The sequence below is a fragment of the Marinobacter sp. genome (assembly GCF_041686475.1).
Lineage (GTDB): Bacteria > Pseudomonadota > Gammaproteobacteria > Pseudomonadales > Oleiphilaceae > Marinobacter.
On sequence record NZ_JAWLDU010000013.1, the window covers coordinates 14,427 to 29,862 of the forward strand.

Below are 15,436 nucleotides of genomic sequence, written 5' to 3' on the forward strand. Positions count from 1 at the left end.
CGGTCCATGAAAGGCGGTATCATCATCGGTGCTGGTATTGCGGCCCTGATGGGTGAAATCGAAGCCGGCGGCCGGCTGGCAGAAACGCCGATCTCCCTGATTATCGGTGGCCTTGTCTGTCTATACCTGATGTTCTCTGTTTCCTTCAAAGGGTTTGTGGACAGCAACAGCATCGCCCGGAAAATTGCCAACTACGGCATGGTGCCGGGCATGGTCGTAGCCATTGTGGTGGGTTTCGCGACCGGCGAGTACGCCGTACCCAGTGTGGAATGGGGTATTACCAGGCCGGCGTTTGACGAACTGTGGAATTACCTGCCGTTCTCGGTTGGTTTCCCGGATGCCAATGTGTTCCTTTATGCCATCCCGACTGCAGTAATTGCCTACGTGATTGCCTTCGGCGATATCGTTGTGGGCCAGTCGCTGATGAGCCGCGTGGACCACTTGCGCAAAGACGAAGACATCGACAACAGCATTGACCGTGTACACCTGGTAACCGCTCTGCGTAACGGTGGACATGCCTTCTTTGCGCCCTATCCCGGCCTGGCGGGCCCGATCTGGACCGCAGTAACGGCTACCATGGCCGAGCGCTACAAGTATGGCCGCAATGCCATGGAGTCCATCTACAGTGGTGGTGGCACCTTCTGGATTACCGGTTTCATTGCCGTATTCATGCTGCCGCTGGTGAGCTTTTTCCAGCCGGTTTTGCCGATTGCGCTGTCGCTTACCCTGCTTCTGACCGGCTATATCTGCCTGATGGTCGGGCTTGAGCAACTGGAGAATAATACCGAGCGTGGCATTGCCGGCACCATGGGTGTGGTACTGGCGGTCTACGGTGCGGGCTGGGGCCTGGCCACCGGTGCGGTACTGTATTTCCTGATTGAACGCACCAAACTGATCGGATTTACCGCCGACCCGGAAGCTCCGGGAGTGAAGGCGGCGAAAGAGCACTGAACGAGGGCCTCGGCAATCGCCGGAGGCCATCAACCCCTGTGTGTCCTTGGAGGTATCGGCGTTGCCATACCTCCTTTTTTATGTCTTTTGACGAACTGTCATTTTGTGACAATCTGTCCGCTTTTTGCTGTTCCTGCCTTCCTTTGGAGTTGAATTCGGGTTTAAACTGAATTCCGCCCCATAATCACAATAAACCGGAGGCAGTCATGACCATCAGTTCCACCCCGGAAGGTGTTTCCGTTGCCCCACGGCACCTGCGCTTTGATCTTGCCGACGACCTCAAGACTCTCTGGCATAGTAATGATGCCTTTCGCACGGCCTTCTTCAACGCACTTTCCCTTCAGTTTCCGGACGGGGAGCAGCAGTTCATCAATGCAGTCCGCCTTTATCGTGATCAGGTGGATGACCCCAAGCTGAAAGAGGAAATTCGCGGGTTTATCGGCCAGGAAGCACTGCACAGCCGTGAGCACAAGCATTACAACCAGGCTCTGAAGGCGCGGGGCTATGATATCGATGCCATCGACGAGCGTTTCCGCAAGCACATGGAGTGGGTGGGCAACCTGCCGCCAAGTCGCCAACTGGCCGGAACCTGCGGTGCCGAGCACTACACCGCGGTGCTGGCGAATGCCATTCTCAAGGATCCCCAATGGATGGAGGGCGCCACCCCCGGTATGGCCAGGTTGTGGCGCTGGCACGCCATAGAAGAAACCGAGCACAAATCCGTGGCTTTCGATGTCTATCGCCAATGCGTGGGTAATGAGCGGTTGCGGCGGATGGTGTTCCTGTTCGTAACCTGGAATTTCTTCAAATACACCTTTCTCAACACCTGCAGCCTGCTGAAAACCGATGGCAAGCTATGGAGCCCGGGCACCTGGATCGGTGGTCTGAACTTTCTCTGGGGGAAGCCGGGTATTCTGCGCAAGTGCCTGCCGGACTTTCTGGCCTATTTCCGTGAGGGCTTTCACCCCTGGCAACAGGATAATCGTGATCTGATCGATAAAAACCTCAACGAACTTGAGCTGGAGCAAACTGCCGGCTAGCAGGGTGCTGAAATTGCCATGGCTTTGTGCAAGACTGAGCGCTGCCACGAAAAATGACAATAAAGGGAAGTATCCGGCAGGACCAACTTCCCGCAGCTGGAGGCTCCCATGCGCGTCGGTCTTATAGTGGATTCAGCCTGCGATCTGCCTTATGAGTTCAGTCGCAAGCACGACCTGTTTGTCCTACCCGTCACTGCTGTAATCGACGGCCAGACCTACATTGATGGGCATGATCCGGTGCGAACCCAGGAGTTCTACCAGAGTGGCTTGCTCCAGAAAGGCCACCATGCCGAGACGCAGGCCTTCTCCGCCGAGCAGACTCATGATCTGTTCATGGAGAAAATCGTTACCCAGTTTGATGTCGCGATTTGTGAAACCGTTACCCGCTCCCGCAGCCTGATCTTCCAGAATGCCACCGAAGCCATGAACAGCGTAATGTCGCATTATCAGGAAGCGCGCAAGGCTGCCGGGCGGGACGGCAAATTTTCCATGCGTGTTATCGACAGCAAGCAGATTTTCGCCGGTCAGGGACTGTTGGCGGCCCACACCCTCAGGCTGACTGAGCAGAAACTGTCGAAAAACGCCCTCCGTAACGAAGTGGAAATGTTCACCGACAAGATCTACACCTGTGTTATTCCGCGGGATCTGCATTACATACGGGAGCGTGCCCGCAAGCGGGGAGACAAGAGTGTGTCGGCGCTGGTGGCGTTTCTGGGCAAGGCGCTGAACATTACGCCGGTGATTTTCGGGCTGGGTGCCGAGGGCCAGCCTGCGGCCAAAACCCGCAGTTTCGACATTGCAGTGGAAAAAGTCATGAACTACGCAGTGGGCCGGGTCGAGGCAGGGCTTCTGACCCCCTATGTCAGTCTCTCCTGTGGGCTGACCTGGACCGAGATCGAGGACCTCCCCGGCCTGAATCGCCTACGGGATGCCTGTGAGAAAAACGGTATCGAGCTGTTGTTGTCCCAGATGGGGATAACCAGCAGTATCTACGTCGGCCCCGGCAGCCTGTGTCTTGCGTTGGCGGCTGAGCCTCATGAATTCAATGATTTTCAGTAGTACTCGTCTTATGAACCCTGGGGGCAGCCCTGCCATTTCCAGATAGTACCGGACCCTGATTATGACCAAAGGCAAAACGGACCTCGCCAATGCTCTTCTCGAACAGCATGTGAAACACGAACTCGCGTCCCTGAAAGGCACTAAACTGCGGCGATTTCTGGCAACCGAGGTGGATGAACTGTTTGATTACGCCGGTAGCATTGCACTGAATCGTCTGATCTCACCAGAGCAGGTGATGGGGGTGATCCAGCGCATTGTGATCGACATGGAGCTGGACGCCGGGATACCGGAAATGGCAGGAGAGATGGCGACGGAAGTACTGAATGCCCCGGTCCAGCGAACCTCGCGGCTAAAGGACATCATTACCAGGGAGCAGGCCACCGGTTTTCTTGAGCAAGCGCTGGAACTCCGGAAGCAGCGGGAGCGGGTGATCAGTGGGATTATGGCGCATCCGGTCTACCAGGAGCTGGCTTCGAATCTGGTGTACCAGGGCGTGATGAATTACCTCTACGAGGATAATCTGGTCACCAAGAGTGTTCCCGGCGTCGGCTCGATGATGAAATTTGGCAAGCGTATGGCCAACAAAGCGATGCCCGGGCTGGATGAATCCTTCGAACGGGGTTTCAAGACCTGGCTGTCGGACAGTCTGCCGGGGCTGATTGCTCGCAGTGAACAGTTCCTTCACAGGGCCCTGACGGATGACGAACTGCGCGATAGTGTGATGGCTGCCTGGGTTGCCGTGGAGGACCGCACGATTGAAGAGCTCCACGAGGGCCTGGGCGACGAGCAACTGCAGGGGTTCGTGGTGCTGGGGTACGAGTTCTGGCTGCAGTTCCGCAAGACCGCGTATTTTGAGGGTTGTGCCAGGGCGGTGGTGGAGCACCTGTTCGCCATGTACGGTGACAGGCCGGTGATTGAGCTGCTTGGCGAGGTTGGCGTCGACCGTAATCTGGTAATGGCAGAAGTGGATGCCCTGGCAGTCCCGGTGATAGACGTATTGCGGGAGGAGGGGTATCTTGAGGCCCTGATCCGCCGTCGTCTTGAACCATTTTACAGGTCTGCGGCGGCAAAAGAGCTTTTGCAGCAGTCGAACTGAATACGCCTGCTGTCGCCGGGGATGTTTGGACGTGTGGATACCAACCGATCTGTTCTGGGCCTATCTGGTGGCCATTTCACTGCTGACGGTAACACCGGGAGTGGATACGTTGCTGGTAATGCGTAATGCCGGTCGGGGTGGATTGCAGAGCGGCCTGCGGGATGGTTGCGTAACCAGCATTGGCATCTGTTGCGGGCTGTTTATTCATGCCACCCTGTCAGCCCTGGGTATTTCAGTATTGCTGGTCGAGACCGCCTGGGCATTTACGGTGCTCAAATGGGCGGGTGCCTGTTATCTGATCTGGCTCGGGCTGAGCTCATTACGCCAGGCGATTAAGTGCGCGCCAGATAGGGGGGCAGAGCCTCATCCCGCTGATTTCGTGGCGCCCCTTGTGAAGCCGGTTTCAGCCAGGGTGGCTTTTCGTGAGGGCCTGTTGTCCAACGTGCTGAACCCCAAGACTGCACTGTTCTATATGGCGTTATTGCCACAGTTTATCGATCCCACCGGGAATGCCTTCCAGCAGTCACTGTTCCTTGCAGCGGTTCACTTTGTACTGGCAATGGGGTGGCAATGCGGATTGGCGGTGCTGGTGGTCAAATCACGCCGGCTTGGGGTGAGTCAGGGCGTCAAGCGCACGCTGAACGCCCTGACCGGCGGTTTCTTTATTGCCATGGGGGCAAAACTGGCTACGCAGTGAGTGCAGCCGTTACTTCTCGAGGTACTGCAATTTGTCTGGCTTGCCGTCCCATTCTTCGGCGTCCGGCAGCGGGTCCTTCTTTTCGGTGATATTCGGCCACTTACCTGCCAGATCAGCGTTTAGTTCAACAAACTGGACCTGGTCCGCGGGCAGCTCGTCTTCCGAGAAGATGGCCTCTGCTGGGCACTCCGGCTCACACAGGGCGCAGTCGATGCACTCGTCCGGATCGATTACCAGAAAATTCGGGCCTTCGTAGAAGCAGTCAACCGGGCATACTTCCACGCAATCCGTGTATTTGCACTTGATGCAGTTATCGGTAACGACAAACGTCATAGTCAGTTTCCTGGTCCAGTAGTCAATCTCATCGGAGTAATAATAATTGCGCGATATTGTATTGAGCGGCCTGCCTGGTCGCAAGCGCCGAGGCGCTATATCGTTATTACATGGGTCAATTCTGACGCATTTTCCGCTTACTTTCCCAGTAGTTCCTTGAGTTCGTACAGTCGGTTCAGCGCATCCCGGGGTGTCAGCCCATCAATGTCCAGTTCCGCCAGGGTTTCTTCCACCCTGCTGGGTTCAAGGTTGGCAAACATATCTCCCTGCATCGCCGGTTCGCTGACCCGGACCGGGCGGTTCGGTTTGTCTGGCTCGGCCGGGGCAGTTGCGGCTTTGCCGGGCGCCGGGTTGGCCGGCGCGGCGCTGCCCTCAAGATGGGACAGTTGTTCCCGTGCGTTGCGGATAACATCCTGGGGAACGCCTGCCAGTTTGGCCACCTGTAGTCCGTAACTCTGGCTGGCCGGGCCGTCGTGGACATTGTGCAGGAAGACGATGGTGTCGTCGTGTTCCGTGGCCGTCAGGTGAACGTTAACGGCGTGCTCGAGATCATCGGCCAGTTGCGTGAGTTCGAAATAGTGGGTGGCAAACAGGGTATAGCAGCGAATCTGCTTGGCCAGATGATCTGCTGTGGCCCAGGCCAGGGACAGGCCGTCAAAGGTACTGGTACCGCGCCCAACCTCGTCCATCAGTACCAGGCTGTGTTCGGTGGCGTTATGGAGGATATTGGCGGTTTCTGTCATCTCCACCATAAAGGTTGAGCGCCCGCCGGCTATGTCGTCGGATGAACCCATGCGGGTGAAAATGCGGTCCACCGGTCCGATAACCACACGGTTGGCGGGCACAAAACTGCCGGTATAGGCCAGCAGGGCAATCAGAGCCGCCTGGCGCATGTAGGTGGACTTACCGCCCATGTTGGGGCCGGTGATCACCAGCATGCGGCGCTGCTGGTCCATCAGCAGGTCGTTGGGCACGTATGGGTCGCTCAGGAGCTGCTCCACCACCGGATGGCGGCCTTCCTCGATGTCGAAACCGGGTGTGTCGCTGAATTCCGGGGCATTGAAGCGCAGGCTGGTGGCCCGCTCGGCGAAGTTGCTGAGCACATCCAGTTCCGCCAGGGCCTGGGCGGCGTCCTGCAGTGGTGCCAGTTGGGCAGCAACGGTTTCCAGTACTTCATCGTAAAGTGCTTTTTCCCGTGCCAGTGAGCGGCTCTTGGCACTGAGGGCCTTGTCCTCAAACTCTTTCAGTTCCGGGGTGATAAACCGTTCTGCGTTCTTCAGGGTCTGGCGGCGGATGTAATCCACCGGCGCCTGGCCGGACTGGGCGCGGGTGATTTCAATGTAATAGCCGTGCACCCGATTGTAGCCCACCTTGAGGGTGCTGATGCCGGTACGTTCCCTTTCCCGGGTTTCCACATCCAGCAGAAACTGGCCAGCGTTCTCGCTGATATTGCGTAGCTCGTCCAGCTCGTCATCAAATCCTTCCCGGATAACGCCACCGTCGCGAATCACCACCGGCGGGTTGTCGATGATAGCCCGCTCCAGCATGTCCGCCAGTTCCGGGTATTCGCTGATGTTGGTGGCCAGCCTGACGATGTGGTGGGAGTTCACCGGCTTCAGGGCCTGCTGCAGATCCGGCAGGGACTGAAAAGCATCCCTTAATCGCGACAGATCCCGGGGACGGGCAGAACGTAACGCTACCCGCGCCAGAACCCGCTCGATATCGCCAATGCTTTTAAGCAGGTCATGGACCGGCTCGTAGTGAAATCCGTCCAGCAGCGCGGAAACGGCTTGCTGGCGCTGTTCAACCACCGTTACATCACGTAGTGGCCGGTTCAGCCAGCGCCGGAGCTGGCGGCCACCCATGGCGGTGGCGGTGCGGTCCATCACCCAGGCCAGGGTGTGCTGGGTGCCGCCCATCAGGTTGGTGTCGATTTCCAGGTTGCGGCGGCTAGTGGCATCCAGGATGACCGCCTCTTCACGGCGCTCGCGGCTGAGCTTACGAATGTGGGGCAGTGCGGTGCGCTGGGTTTCCCTGGCGTACTGGAGCAGGCAACCGGCTGCACAGATCGCCAGCGTGAGGTCGTCACAGCCAAATCCGGTCAGGTCTCGTACCTGTAGCTGCTGGGTAAGCACGCGGCGGGCAGTGTCGGCTTCAAACAGCCAGGGGCCCTGGCGGCGGATGCCAGTATAGCCTTCCAGTACGTCCTGGTAGGGGAAGTCCTCGCTGACGAGAATTTCCGCTGGCCGTAGCCGCTGGAGCTCTCCCTGGAGGCTTTCCAGGTCATTCAGTTCGGAGACGGTGAATCGCCCGCTGGAAATGTCCAGCGAGGCAAATCCGAACTGTTCCCTGCGACTGTATATAGCTACCAGAAGGTTATCGCGGCGGTCTTCCAGGAAGGCGTCGTCGCTGAGGGTGCCCGGTGTCACGATGCGCACGACCTGGCGGTCGACCGGACCCTTGCTGGTGGCCGGATCGCCAATCTGTTCACAGATGGCGATGGATTGACCAGCCCGGACCAGACGTGCAATGTAACCCTCAGCGGAATGGTAAGGAATGCCCGCCATGGGAATCGGGCTGCCGCCCGACTGGCCGCGGGCAGTCAGGGTGATGTCCATCAGCTCCGCGGCCTTGCGGGCGTCGTCGTAGAACAGCTCGTAGAAGTCCCCCATGCGGTAGAACACCAGTTCGTTGGGATGTTCGCCCTTGATTTTGAGGTATTGCCTCATCATCGGCGTGTGCTGGGACAGATCGGTCTGGGCTGCTGACATGAACGGTTCCGGATCCATTGGCTTTATTCGAAGGCAGGGATTGTAAGAAAATAACCGCCATGATGAAACGAAGGAGATCATTATGCCACTGACTGATGAGGCATTGGCGGAAGCCGGTGACCACCTGGCCGAATTGCTGGAGCGGCAACAGCGTACCATTGCCACCGCTGAAAGCTGCACCGGCGGCTGGGTCGCCAAGGTACTCACCGACCGCGCTGGCTCCTCGGCCTACGTTGTGGCAGGGCTTGTCACCTACAGCAATAACGCGAAAAGGGAGTTGCTGGGTGTCACTGAGCCGTCTCTAAATGAACATGGTGCCGTCAGCGAACCGGTGGTTCGGGAAATGGTCGCAGGTGCTCTGGCAGCTACGGGAGCGGGCGTTGCGGTTGCCATCAGCGGCGTAGCCGGCCCCGGCGGCGGCAGTGAAGATAAACCGGTGGGTACTGTGTGGTTTGCCTGGGGCAGCTCACCGGCGGATACCGTTGCCGTGGTTGAAACTTTTCCCGGAGACCGTGATCAGGTGCGTCGCCAGGCGGTTCTGTATGCTTTACAGGGGGTTAGGGGGTTTCTGGAAAACTCCTGAATCGGAGGGGTTGGTCTTGCTCCCGTGTTATGTTTTAATACTGTTCAAATATACAGGGATCCGCGTTTTCCGGGTCCCGATGTTCATGATTTCGGCCGTCGGGCTCCCGTCCCGATAACGGCATTGGCGACAGAGGGTTTGCAACGATGGAAGACAACCGCAACAAAGCACTGAGTGCTGCACTCAGCCAGATTGAACGCCAGTTCGGCAAGGGTGCCGTGATGAAAATGGGCGATCAGCCACGGGAAGCCATTCCCGCGGTGTCCACCGGTTCCCTTGGCCTGGACGTAGCGCTGGGTATTGGCGGCCTGCCATACGGTCGGATCTGTGAAATCTACGGTCCGGAAAGCTCTGGTAAAACCACGCTCACCCTCCAGGTGATCGCCGAAGCCCAGAAAGACGGCAAGACCTGCGCCTTTATCGATGCCGAGCATGCCCTTGATCCCATCTATGCCGAGAAGCTGGGCGTGAATGTGGACGACCTGCTGGTATCCCAGCCGGATACCGGTGAGCAGGCGCTGGAAATCGCTGACATGCTGGTGCGCTCGAATGCGGTAGACGTCATCATTGTTGACTCGGTGGCAGCCCTGACCCCGAAAGCCGAAATCGAAGGCGAGATGGGCGACAGCCATGTTGGTCTGCAGGCTCGCCTGATGTCCCAGGCCCTGCGTAAACTGACCGGTAACATCAAGCACGCCAACTGCCTGCTTATCTTCATCAACCAGATCCGCATGAAGATTGGTGTTATGTTCGGCAGCCCAGAAACCACCACCGGCGGTAATGCTCTGAAATTCTACTCTTCCGTTCGTCTGGATATCCGTCGCATCGGCTCGGTGAAAGATGGCGACGAAGTGGTCGGTAACGAAACTCGGGTAAAAGTGGTCAAGAACAAGGTCGCCCCTCCGTTCAGGCAGGCCGAATTCCAGATCATGTACGGCAAGGGCATCTACCACATGGCAGAAGTGCTCGACATGGGCGTTAAAGAAGGTTTTGTTGATAAAGCCGGCGCCTGGTACGCCTATAAGGGCGACAAGATTGGCCAGGGCAAGGCCAACGCTTGCAAGTTCCTGGAAGAGAACCTGGACATCGCCAAAGAAATTGAAGCCGCTGTGCGCGACAAGCTGATGCCCAAGCCGGTGAAAAAAGAGGCGGCCGAAGAGACAACAGCAGATGCCAATGGTGAACTTCTTTAAGCACTGTTAAGAATTCCCGCACTGTCTGGGGAGGTGGTATGGATGCGAAGAAAAGACTACTGGTCGTTGCTCACGCTCCCTCCCCGAATACGCTCAAACTGCGGGAAGCGGTAGAGCAGGGCGCAAAACACCCGGATATCGAGAACGTCGAGGTGACAGTCCTGCCGCCACTGGAAGCCGGGCCGGACAACGTTCTGGCCTGTGATGCCGTCATCCTCGGCACTACTGAAAACCTTGGTTATATGAGCGGCGCTCTCAAGGACTTCTTTGATCGCACCTACTACCCCTGCCTGGAGCAGACCCAGGGCCTTCCTTTTACCTTCTACATCCGCGCCGGGCTTGACGGCACCGGTACCCATCGTGCCATTGATTCCATCACCACGGGCCTGCGCTGGCGCCTGGTGCAGGAGCCCCTGCTCTGCCACGGTGAGTATCGGGATGAATTCGAAGATCAGTGTCGGGAGCTGGGGCTTTACATGGCGGCCAGCCTGGACGCGGGCCTGTTCTAGGTCAGGTTCTGGTCACCGAATGCTGCCCATTCGGCACTGATGTTCTATGCCCGCGTGCTGACCAGCCTGCCCCTGCGGTCTTCCGTGGGTGCGGCTTCTCCGGTCCTCGGATTGAGCAGGCGGGGGCTTCGCCGGGAGCGCTTCTTGCGGCGGTCCGGCCCTTCAAAAGCTACCTGCGTGCGACGTCTGTCCGGTTGTACCCTGCGATCGCCCTGCTGTTCCTCCGGTGGCGGAGTTGCCGGTTGTAGTTGCGGTGGGGGCACTGGTTTGCGTTTGCGCAGTGACTCCAGCACCGTTAGCGGTTGTGATTGATTTCGATAGATATCCATCCTGTTGGGTATCCTGCTGTGCTTGTACCTGGTGAATAATCATGCCCGATTGTTCAATTTATCGACAAGTTTGGCTAAATCTTTAGCCTTGGCGCGACAGGGAGAGCCCCAGATTCTACAATGACCGGCCAACACCAAATGCTTTCATACCGTTACAGGACCGAACCTTGAAGTCACTGTCCCTGAACCAGCTCTACAAAGCCTGTGTTTTAAAAGATTTACCGTTCAAAACCACCCGACAACTTGAACCCCTGGCGGAAATTGTTGGCCAGAACCGGGCGCAAGCGGCGGTACGCTTTGCCCTGGCCATGCCCCATGGTGGCTATAACGTCTACGCGGTCGGTCGCAACGGGCTGGGTAAGCGCACCATGATGCTGCGTTACCTGGAACATCATGTGGATACTGATAATCAGAGCCACGACTGGTGCTACGTGGCCAACTTCGAGGAGCCGCGTGTTCCCCGGATGCTGAGGCTGCCGGCTGGCAAAGGCACTGAGCTGAAACAGGACATGGAAAAGCTGATGGGACGTCTGATGAAGATGATTCCCCAGACTTTCGACAGTGACAGCTTTCTTGAGCGTGCCGAGCAGCTGAAGAATGAGTACGCCAAAAAGCAGGAAGACGAGCTGGAAAAGGTGGCCGCCCAGGCAAAGCGTAAAAAGGTCAGCCTGAACATCACCACCCCCGGTGGCTATCGTCTGGTGGCCATGAACGGAGACGAAGCCCACACCGCCGAATCCTTCCAGGCCCTGACCGAAGAGCAGCGGGAGAAGTTTGAGAGCGATATCAACAAACTTGAGAAGAAGCTGAGGCACGCGTTACGGAAACTGGCGGACTGGGAGCAGGAATACGCAGAGAGCCAACAGGCGCTCAACGAGGAAACGCTGGAAGGTATCTCAGGCCACCAGATCGACGAGCTGGTGGAAAAGTACCGGGACCAGCCGGATGTGGTGGCGTACTTCGAGGCTGTCCGCAAGGATCTCTCGGAAAGCCTGGAAATCTTCCTGGAAGACAATGAAGAGCAGGCGGCGATCGCCTACGCGTCTCTGGACAAGAAGATGCCCCGGCGGTATCTGGTGAATGTACTGGTTCATCAGAAAACAGACGAAGTGCCGGTGGTAGTGGAAGACAATCCCACTTATCACAACCTGTTTGGATACGTGGAGAGCGTGACCTTCAAGGGCACCGTGTTTACCGATTTCTCACTTATCCGCCCTGGCAGCCTTCATCGCGCCAATGGCGGCTATCTGTTGATGGATGCCATCAAGGTTTTGGAGCAACCGTTCGTCTGGGATGGCATCAAGCGGGCGCTGCGGTCCAAATCCATCCAGATCAACTCCCTGGAAAGGGAGCTGACCCTGTCCGGCACTATTTCACTGGAGCCGGAGGAAATTCCGCTGGATGTGAAAATCGTGCTGTTTGGCGACCGGGAAACCTGGATGTTGCTGCAGGAATACGATCCCGAGTTCGCAGAACTGTTCCGGGTGACGGCGGATTTCGAGAACGAAATGATGCGCACAGACGAGAGCCAGCTGCTCTACGCCAAGTTTATCGCCAGCCTGGTGGACGAAAAGAAACTTCTTCACTGCAACAATAAGGCAGTGGCCCGCATCATTGAACACAGCGCGCGCATGGCCGAGCACCAGGATCGGCTGTCATTGCATGCGGCAGACATTGCCAACCTGTTGCGCGAGTCCGACTACTGGGCCCGGCAGGCAGGGGCCCGACTGATCCAGAATTCTCACGTGGATCAGGCACTGGAAAGTGCCCGTTATCGAAGTAGCCGTATCCGCGATCAGTTCTATGACTCGATACGTGACGGTTCAACACTGGTATCGACCACCGGCACCTGTGTCGGGCAGGTGAACGCGCTTTCGGTGCTGTCGACGGGGGGCTTCGAATTCGGCCTGTCCAACCGGATTACCGCCACCTGCTATTATGGTGATGGCGGTGTGATGGATATCGAGCGTGATGTGAAACTCGGGGGCAATATCCACTCCAAGGGCGTTATGATTCTCAGCTCCTGGCTTTCTGCCCATTTTGCCGTCACTGACCCGATGCACCTGTCGGCGAGTCTGACGTTTGAACAGAACTATGGTGAAGTAGATGGTGACAGCGCTTCGCTGGCGGAAATGTGTGCGCTGGTTTCGGCGTTGTCCGGCTTGCCGGTGCGTCAGGACCTGGCGATTACCGGCTCGGTGAACCAGTTTGGCGAAGTCCAGCCGATTGGTGGCGTCAATGAGAAGGTCGAGGGTTTCTACAGTACCTGTAAACTGACCGGAGGGCTGACTGGAACCCAGGGTGTGATCGTACCTGGAACCAATGTGCAGAACCTTATGCTCGACCAGGACGTTGTCCAGGCCGTGCGTGACGGTAAGTTTGCCGTGCACTCGGTGACCCGTGCAGAAGAAGCCATCACCCTTTTGCTGGGCAAGCCGGCAGGTAAAGCAGACAATAAAGGCAGGTATCCCAAACAGAGTGTTTTTGGCATGATTCAGCAACGTCTGGAAAAAATGCGCGAGCACGAACGTCAGGAACATGCACGGGACGACCACAAAGATCCGTCGATTCACTGAGAGCGCTCGGTGGTAATTGAAAGGAGAGGCAAAGCACATGACTAATACCCAGCAAACGGTGTACGTAGTTGAGGATGATGAGGCGGTTCGTGATTCCCTGGAGCTGCTGCTGAAATCCGATGGCAAGCCGGTCAGTACTTATGACAATGCCAACGCGTTTCTGAAGGACTATTCCGAAAAGATGGCTGGCTGCATTGTGCTGGATATCCGTATGCCGGGTATGGATGGTATGGAGCTTCAGAAAAAGCTGAACGAAAAGCACTCCATTCTTCCGATCATCTTTGTGACGGGGCATGGTGATGTGCCCATGGCGGTCGATGCCATGAAAGAAGGCGCAGTGGATTTCATTCAGAAGCCCTACCGGGAAGAAGCCTTGCTGCAGAAAATCGAAGCGGCGCTGGAACAGGACAGGGAACAACGTAAAACCCTCGGTGAAAAACAGGAAATCCTGCGCAGGGTGAAGAGCCTGACCCCCCGCGAGCACGAGATCATGGACCGGATGATTGCCGGGCAGGCCAACAAGGTTATTGCCATCGAGCTTGAAATCAGCCAGCGAACCGTGGAAATCCATCGTTCACGGGTCATGCACAAGATGGGAACCCACTCACTGGCACACCTTGTCCGTATGGTTCTGTCCGTAAAGGACCTTATCGACGAGCGCTGATAAGGCCGGCATTATGCATTTACTATCGTAACCGGCCGTATTTATATGACAGATGCTGTCCTGGAGACAACAGACGTAACGGTTTTGCTTGTGGACGACAACCCGCAGAACCTGAAAGTTCTCTATGAAACCCTGAAAGACAAGGGCTATCGTCTGTTAATCGCCAACGATGGTGAAAAGGCCCTGGACCTCGCGCATCGTCATCAGCCTGAAGTGATTCTGCTCGACATCATGATGCCGGAAATGGATGGCTATCAGGTGTGTGAACGTCTGAAATCAGATTCCGTCACCTCAGACAGCGCCGTGGTGTTCCTGTCTGCCCTGGACGATCTCCAGGCCAAGGTTCGTGGTTTCTCTCTTGGTGGTGCAGACTATATTTCCAAGCCCTTCCAGGCCCAGGAAGTGATTGCCAGGGTAAAAACCCACGCCCGGGTCATCCGGCTGGAGCGAGAACTTCAGGCCCGGAATCGTCAGCTCGTAAACGACCAGGCCCGCATACTGAATTCCATTAGCGAAGGCATTTACGGCCTGGACGCTACCGGAATCATCGTGTTCGCCAATCCCGCGGCTGCCCTGATCATGCGTAGCTCCGCCGAGGACCTGATCGGCCAGAACTTCTTTGATCTCCATTTCCGCACCGCCGGCCAGGGATGCGAGTCGCTTCCTGTTTATGCCACCTGCAGCCAGGGCGTCGCGGAAAACCAGCGTGATATTGAAATGCTGCGGGCGGATGGCACTGCTTTCCCTGTGGAATACCGTTCCACGCCGAAGCTTGACGGGGATGAACTGCACGGTGCGGTGGTGGTTTTTCGCGATATCACCGCCGATCTTGCAAGTGAGAAGGCGCTGGAGGATGCCCGGAACGTGGTCCAGGAGCAGCGCGAGCAGATCGCTCATTTCTCACGCCTCACCACCATGGGGGAGATGGCCGCCGGAGTTGCTCATGAGGTAAATCAGCCGCTGACCGCCATTACCAACTATGCCCGGGTTGCCAAGCGCGTACTGGCAAAGGAAGAGCCTGATCACCAGCTGCTGGAAGAAACTCTGGAAAAGATTGAAGCCCAGTCACACCGTGCCAGCGAAGTGATTCGGCGGATTCGTCGGTTCATGAAAAAGCCAGCGGCGGGAAAGGATGTGCTGTCTATTTCCGCGCTGCTTGAAGACACCCGCCAGTTCGCAGAAGTGGATATCCGCAACAACGAAGGAGGCGTGGAAATCTCTGTGGCCGATGACGTGCCCGAGGTGCTGGCGGATCCGATACAGGTCCAGCAGGTGGCATTGAACCTGATCCGTAACGCCCTGGAATCAACCCGCAGTGCCGACTCTTCAGCGCCGGTGGAAGTCACTGTGACCATGTCCGGTAGCCGCTGCGTGAGAGTTTCCGTGACCGATCACGGCATTGGCCTGCCGGATGATGCCGAAGAAAAACTGTTCCTGCCGTTCTACACCACCAAGGAAGAGGGCATGGGGATAGGTCTGCCTACCTGCCGTTCCCTGATCCAGGCCCAGGGGGGCGATATCGGATTTGAGCGCCCGGATCATGGGGGTGCCTGCTTCTATTTCACCCTGCCGGTGGCCGGCTCTGACGGCGCCTCCTGCGCACCCGATGCCAGCTCTCCCCGGTCGGCAGAATAA

The 15,436-nt window shown here is 57.2% G+C and carries 14 protein-coding genes; 11 read left to right on the plus strand and 3 right to left on the minus strand.

From position 1 onward, the window contains the following. From ACESMB_RS04890 to ACESMB_RS04910, 5 genes are all read left to right on the plus strand, one after another. The coding region (locus tag ACESMB_RS04890) for a xanthine/uracil/vitamin C permease (RefSeq protein WP_372971033.1) at positions 1 to 951 on the plus strand (951 nt) is incomplete at its 5' end. A gap of 206 nt (positions 952 to 1,157) precedes the next feature. Continuing rightward, the gene (locus tag ACESMB_RS04895; RefSeq protein ID WP_372971034.1) at positions 1,158 to 1,991 is read left to right on the plus strand and encodes a metal-dependent hydrolase; all 834 of its coding nucleotides are present in this window, start codon (positions 1,158 to 1,160) and stop codon (positions 1,989 to 1,991) included. Positions 1,992 to 2,099: 108 nt separating this feature from the next. Continuing rightward, complete coding sequence (locus ACESMB_RS04900; protein WP_372926975.1) at positions 2,100 to 3,050, plus strand: DegV family protein; 951 nt, start codon at positions 2,100 to 2,102, stop codon at positions 3,048 to 3,050. A gap of 61 nt (positions 3,051 to 3,111) precedes the next feature. Next, entirely contained in the window at positions 3,112 to 4,146 is a 1,035-nt protein-coding gene (locus ACESMB_RS04905) for a hypothetical protein (RefSeq protein WP_372926974.1), read from the plus strand. A 31-nt stretch (positions 4,147 to 4,177) separates the two neighbouring features. Continuing rightward, complete coding sequence (locus ACESMB_RS04910; protein WP_372971035.1) at positions 4,178 to 4,843, plus strand: LysE family translocator; 666 nt, start codon at positions 4,178 to 4,180, stop codon at positions 4,841 to 4,843. A 9-nt stretch (positions 4,844 to 4,852) separates the two neighbouring features. Here the strand turns inward: ACESMB_RS04910 and fdxA are convergent, their stop codons facing one another. Both fdxA and mutS read right to left on the minus strand, forming a co-directional pair. Beyond that, positions 4,853 to 5,176, minus strand: coding sequence for a ferredoxin FdxA (gene fdxA, locus ACESMB_RS04915; RefSeq protein WP_114613659.1), 324 nt, complete (start codon positions 5,174 to 5,176; stop codon positions 4,853 to 4,855). 137 nt (positions 5,177 to 5,313) lie between these two features. Then, positions 5,314 to 7,947, minus strand: coding sequence for a DNA mismatch repair protein MutS (gene mutS, locus ACESMB_RS04920; RefSeq protein ID WP_372926972.1), 2,634 nt, complete (start codon positions 7,945 to 7,947; stop codon positions 5,314 to 5,316). Positions 7,948 to 8,029: 82 nt separating this feature from the next. On the opposite strand from mutS, the gene ACESMB_RS04925 reads away from it, so the two are divergent. The 3 genes from ACESMB_RS04925 (at position 8,030) to ACESMB_RS04935 (ending at position 10,232) form a co-directional block, all read left to right on the plus strand. Further along, positions 8,030 to 8,530, plus strand: coding sequence for a nicotinamide-nucleotide amidohydrolase family protein (locus ACESMB_RS04925; protein ID WP_372926971.1), 501 nt, complete (start codon positions 8,030 to 8,032; stop codon positions 8,528 to 8,530). A 146-nt stretch (positions 8,531 to 8,676) separates the two neighbouring features. Then, entirely contained in the window at positions 8,677 to 9,723 is a 1,047-nt protein-coding gene (gene recA, locus ACESMB_RS04930) for a recombinase RecA (RefSeq protein WP_372971036.1), read from the plus strand. A 38-nt stretch (positions 9,724 to 9,761) separates the two neighbouring features. Next, positions 9,762 to 10,232 carry a flavodoxin family protein gene (locus tag ACESMB_RS04935; RefSeq protein WP_372971037.1) on the plus strand — a complete coding sequence of 157 codons (471 nt, stop codon included), beginning with the start codon at positions 9,762 to 9,764 and terminating at the stop codon, positions 10,230 to 10,232. Positions 10,233 to 10,276: 44 nt separating this feature from the next. Here the strand turns inward: ACESMB_RS04935 and ACESMB_RS04940 are convergent, their stop codons facing one another. After that, positions 10,277 to 10,561 carry a hypothetical protein gene (locus ACESMB_RS04940; protein ID WP_372971038.1) on the minus strand — a complete coding sequence of 95 codons (285 nt, stop codon included), beginning with the start codon at positions 10,559 to 10,561 and terminating at the stop codon, positions 10,277 to 10,279. A 167-nt stretch (positions 10,562 to 10,728) separates the two neighbouring features. Here ACESMB_RS04940 and ACESMB_RS04945 point away from each other — a divergent pair, with 167 nt between their 5' ends. Genes ACESMB_RS04945 through ACESMB_RS04955 form a run of 3 tightly spaced genes read left to right on the plus strand, consistent with a single transcriptional unit; the run spans position 10,729 to position 15,436 of the window. Then, the gene (locus ACESMB_RS04945; RefSeq protein WP_372971039.1) at positions 10,729 to 13,137 is read left to right on the plus strand and encodes a Lon protease family protein; all 2,409 of its coding nucleotides are present in this window, start codon (positions 10,729 to 10,731) and stop codon (positions 13,135 to 13,137) included. Between the two features lie 37 nt (positions 13,138 to 13,174). Continuing rightward, entirely contained in the window at positions 13,175 to 13,801 is a 627-nt protein-coding gene (gene fixJ / locus ACESMB_RS04950) for a response regulator FixJ (protein WP_372971040.1), read from the plus strand. Positions 13,802 to 13,846: 45 nt separating this feature from the next. Beyond that, complete coding sequence (locus tag ACESMB_RS04955; protein WP_372971041.1) at positions 13,847 to 15,436, plus strand: response regulator; 1,590 nt, start codon at positions 13,847 to 13,849, stop codon at positions 15,434 to 15,436.

Bases quoted from the DNA above. Each gene is read 5' to 3' on its own strand.
- ACESMB_RS04935 (WP_372971037.1), top strand. From the start codon at position 9,762: ATGGATGCGAAGAAAAGACTACTGGTCGTTGCTCACGCTCCCTCCCCG.
- ACESMB_RS04900 (WP_372926975.1), top strand. From the start codon at position 2,100: ATGCGCGTCGGTCTTATAGTGGATTCAGCCTGCGATCTGCCTTATGAG.
- fixJ (WP_372971040.1), top strand. From the start codon at position 13,175: ATGACTAATACCCAGCAAACGGTGTACGTAGTTGAGGATGATGAGGCG.
- ACESMB_RS04905 (WP_372926974.1), top strand. From the start codon at position 3,112: ATGACCAAAGGCAAAACGGACCTCGCCAATGCTCTTCTCGAACAGCAT.
- recA (WP_372971036.1), top strand. From the start codon at position 8,677: ATGGAAGACAACCGCAACAAAGCACTGAGTGCTGCACTCAGCCAGATT.
- ACESMB_RS04955 (WP_372971041.1), top strand. From the start codon at position 13,847: ATGACAGATGCTGTCCTGGAGACAACAGACGTAACGGTTTTGCTTGTG.
- ACESMB_RS04895 (WP_372971034.1), top strand. From the start codon at position 1,158: ATGACCATCAGTTCCACCCCGGAAGGTGTTTCCGTTGCCCCACGGCAC.
- ACESMB_RS04940 (WP_372971038.1), bottom strand. From the start codon at position 10,561: ATGGATATCTATCGAAATCAATCACAACCGCTAACGGTGCTGGAGTCA.
- ACESMB_RS04925 (WP_372926971.1), top strand. From the start codon at position 8,030: ATGCCACTGACTGATGAGGCATTGGCGGAAGCCGGTGACCACCTGGCC.
- mutS (WP_372926972.1), bottom strand. From the start codon at position 7,947: ATGTCAGCAGCCCAGACCGATCTGTCCCAGCACACGCCGATGATGAGG.
- fdxA (WP_114613659.1), bottom strand. From the start codon at position 5,176: ATGACGTTTGTCGTTACCGATAACTGCATCAAGTGCAAATACACGGAT.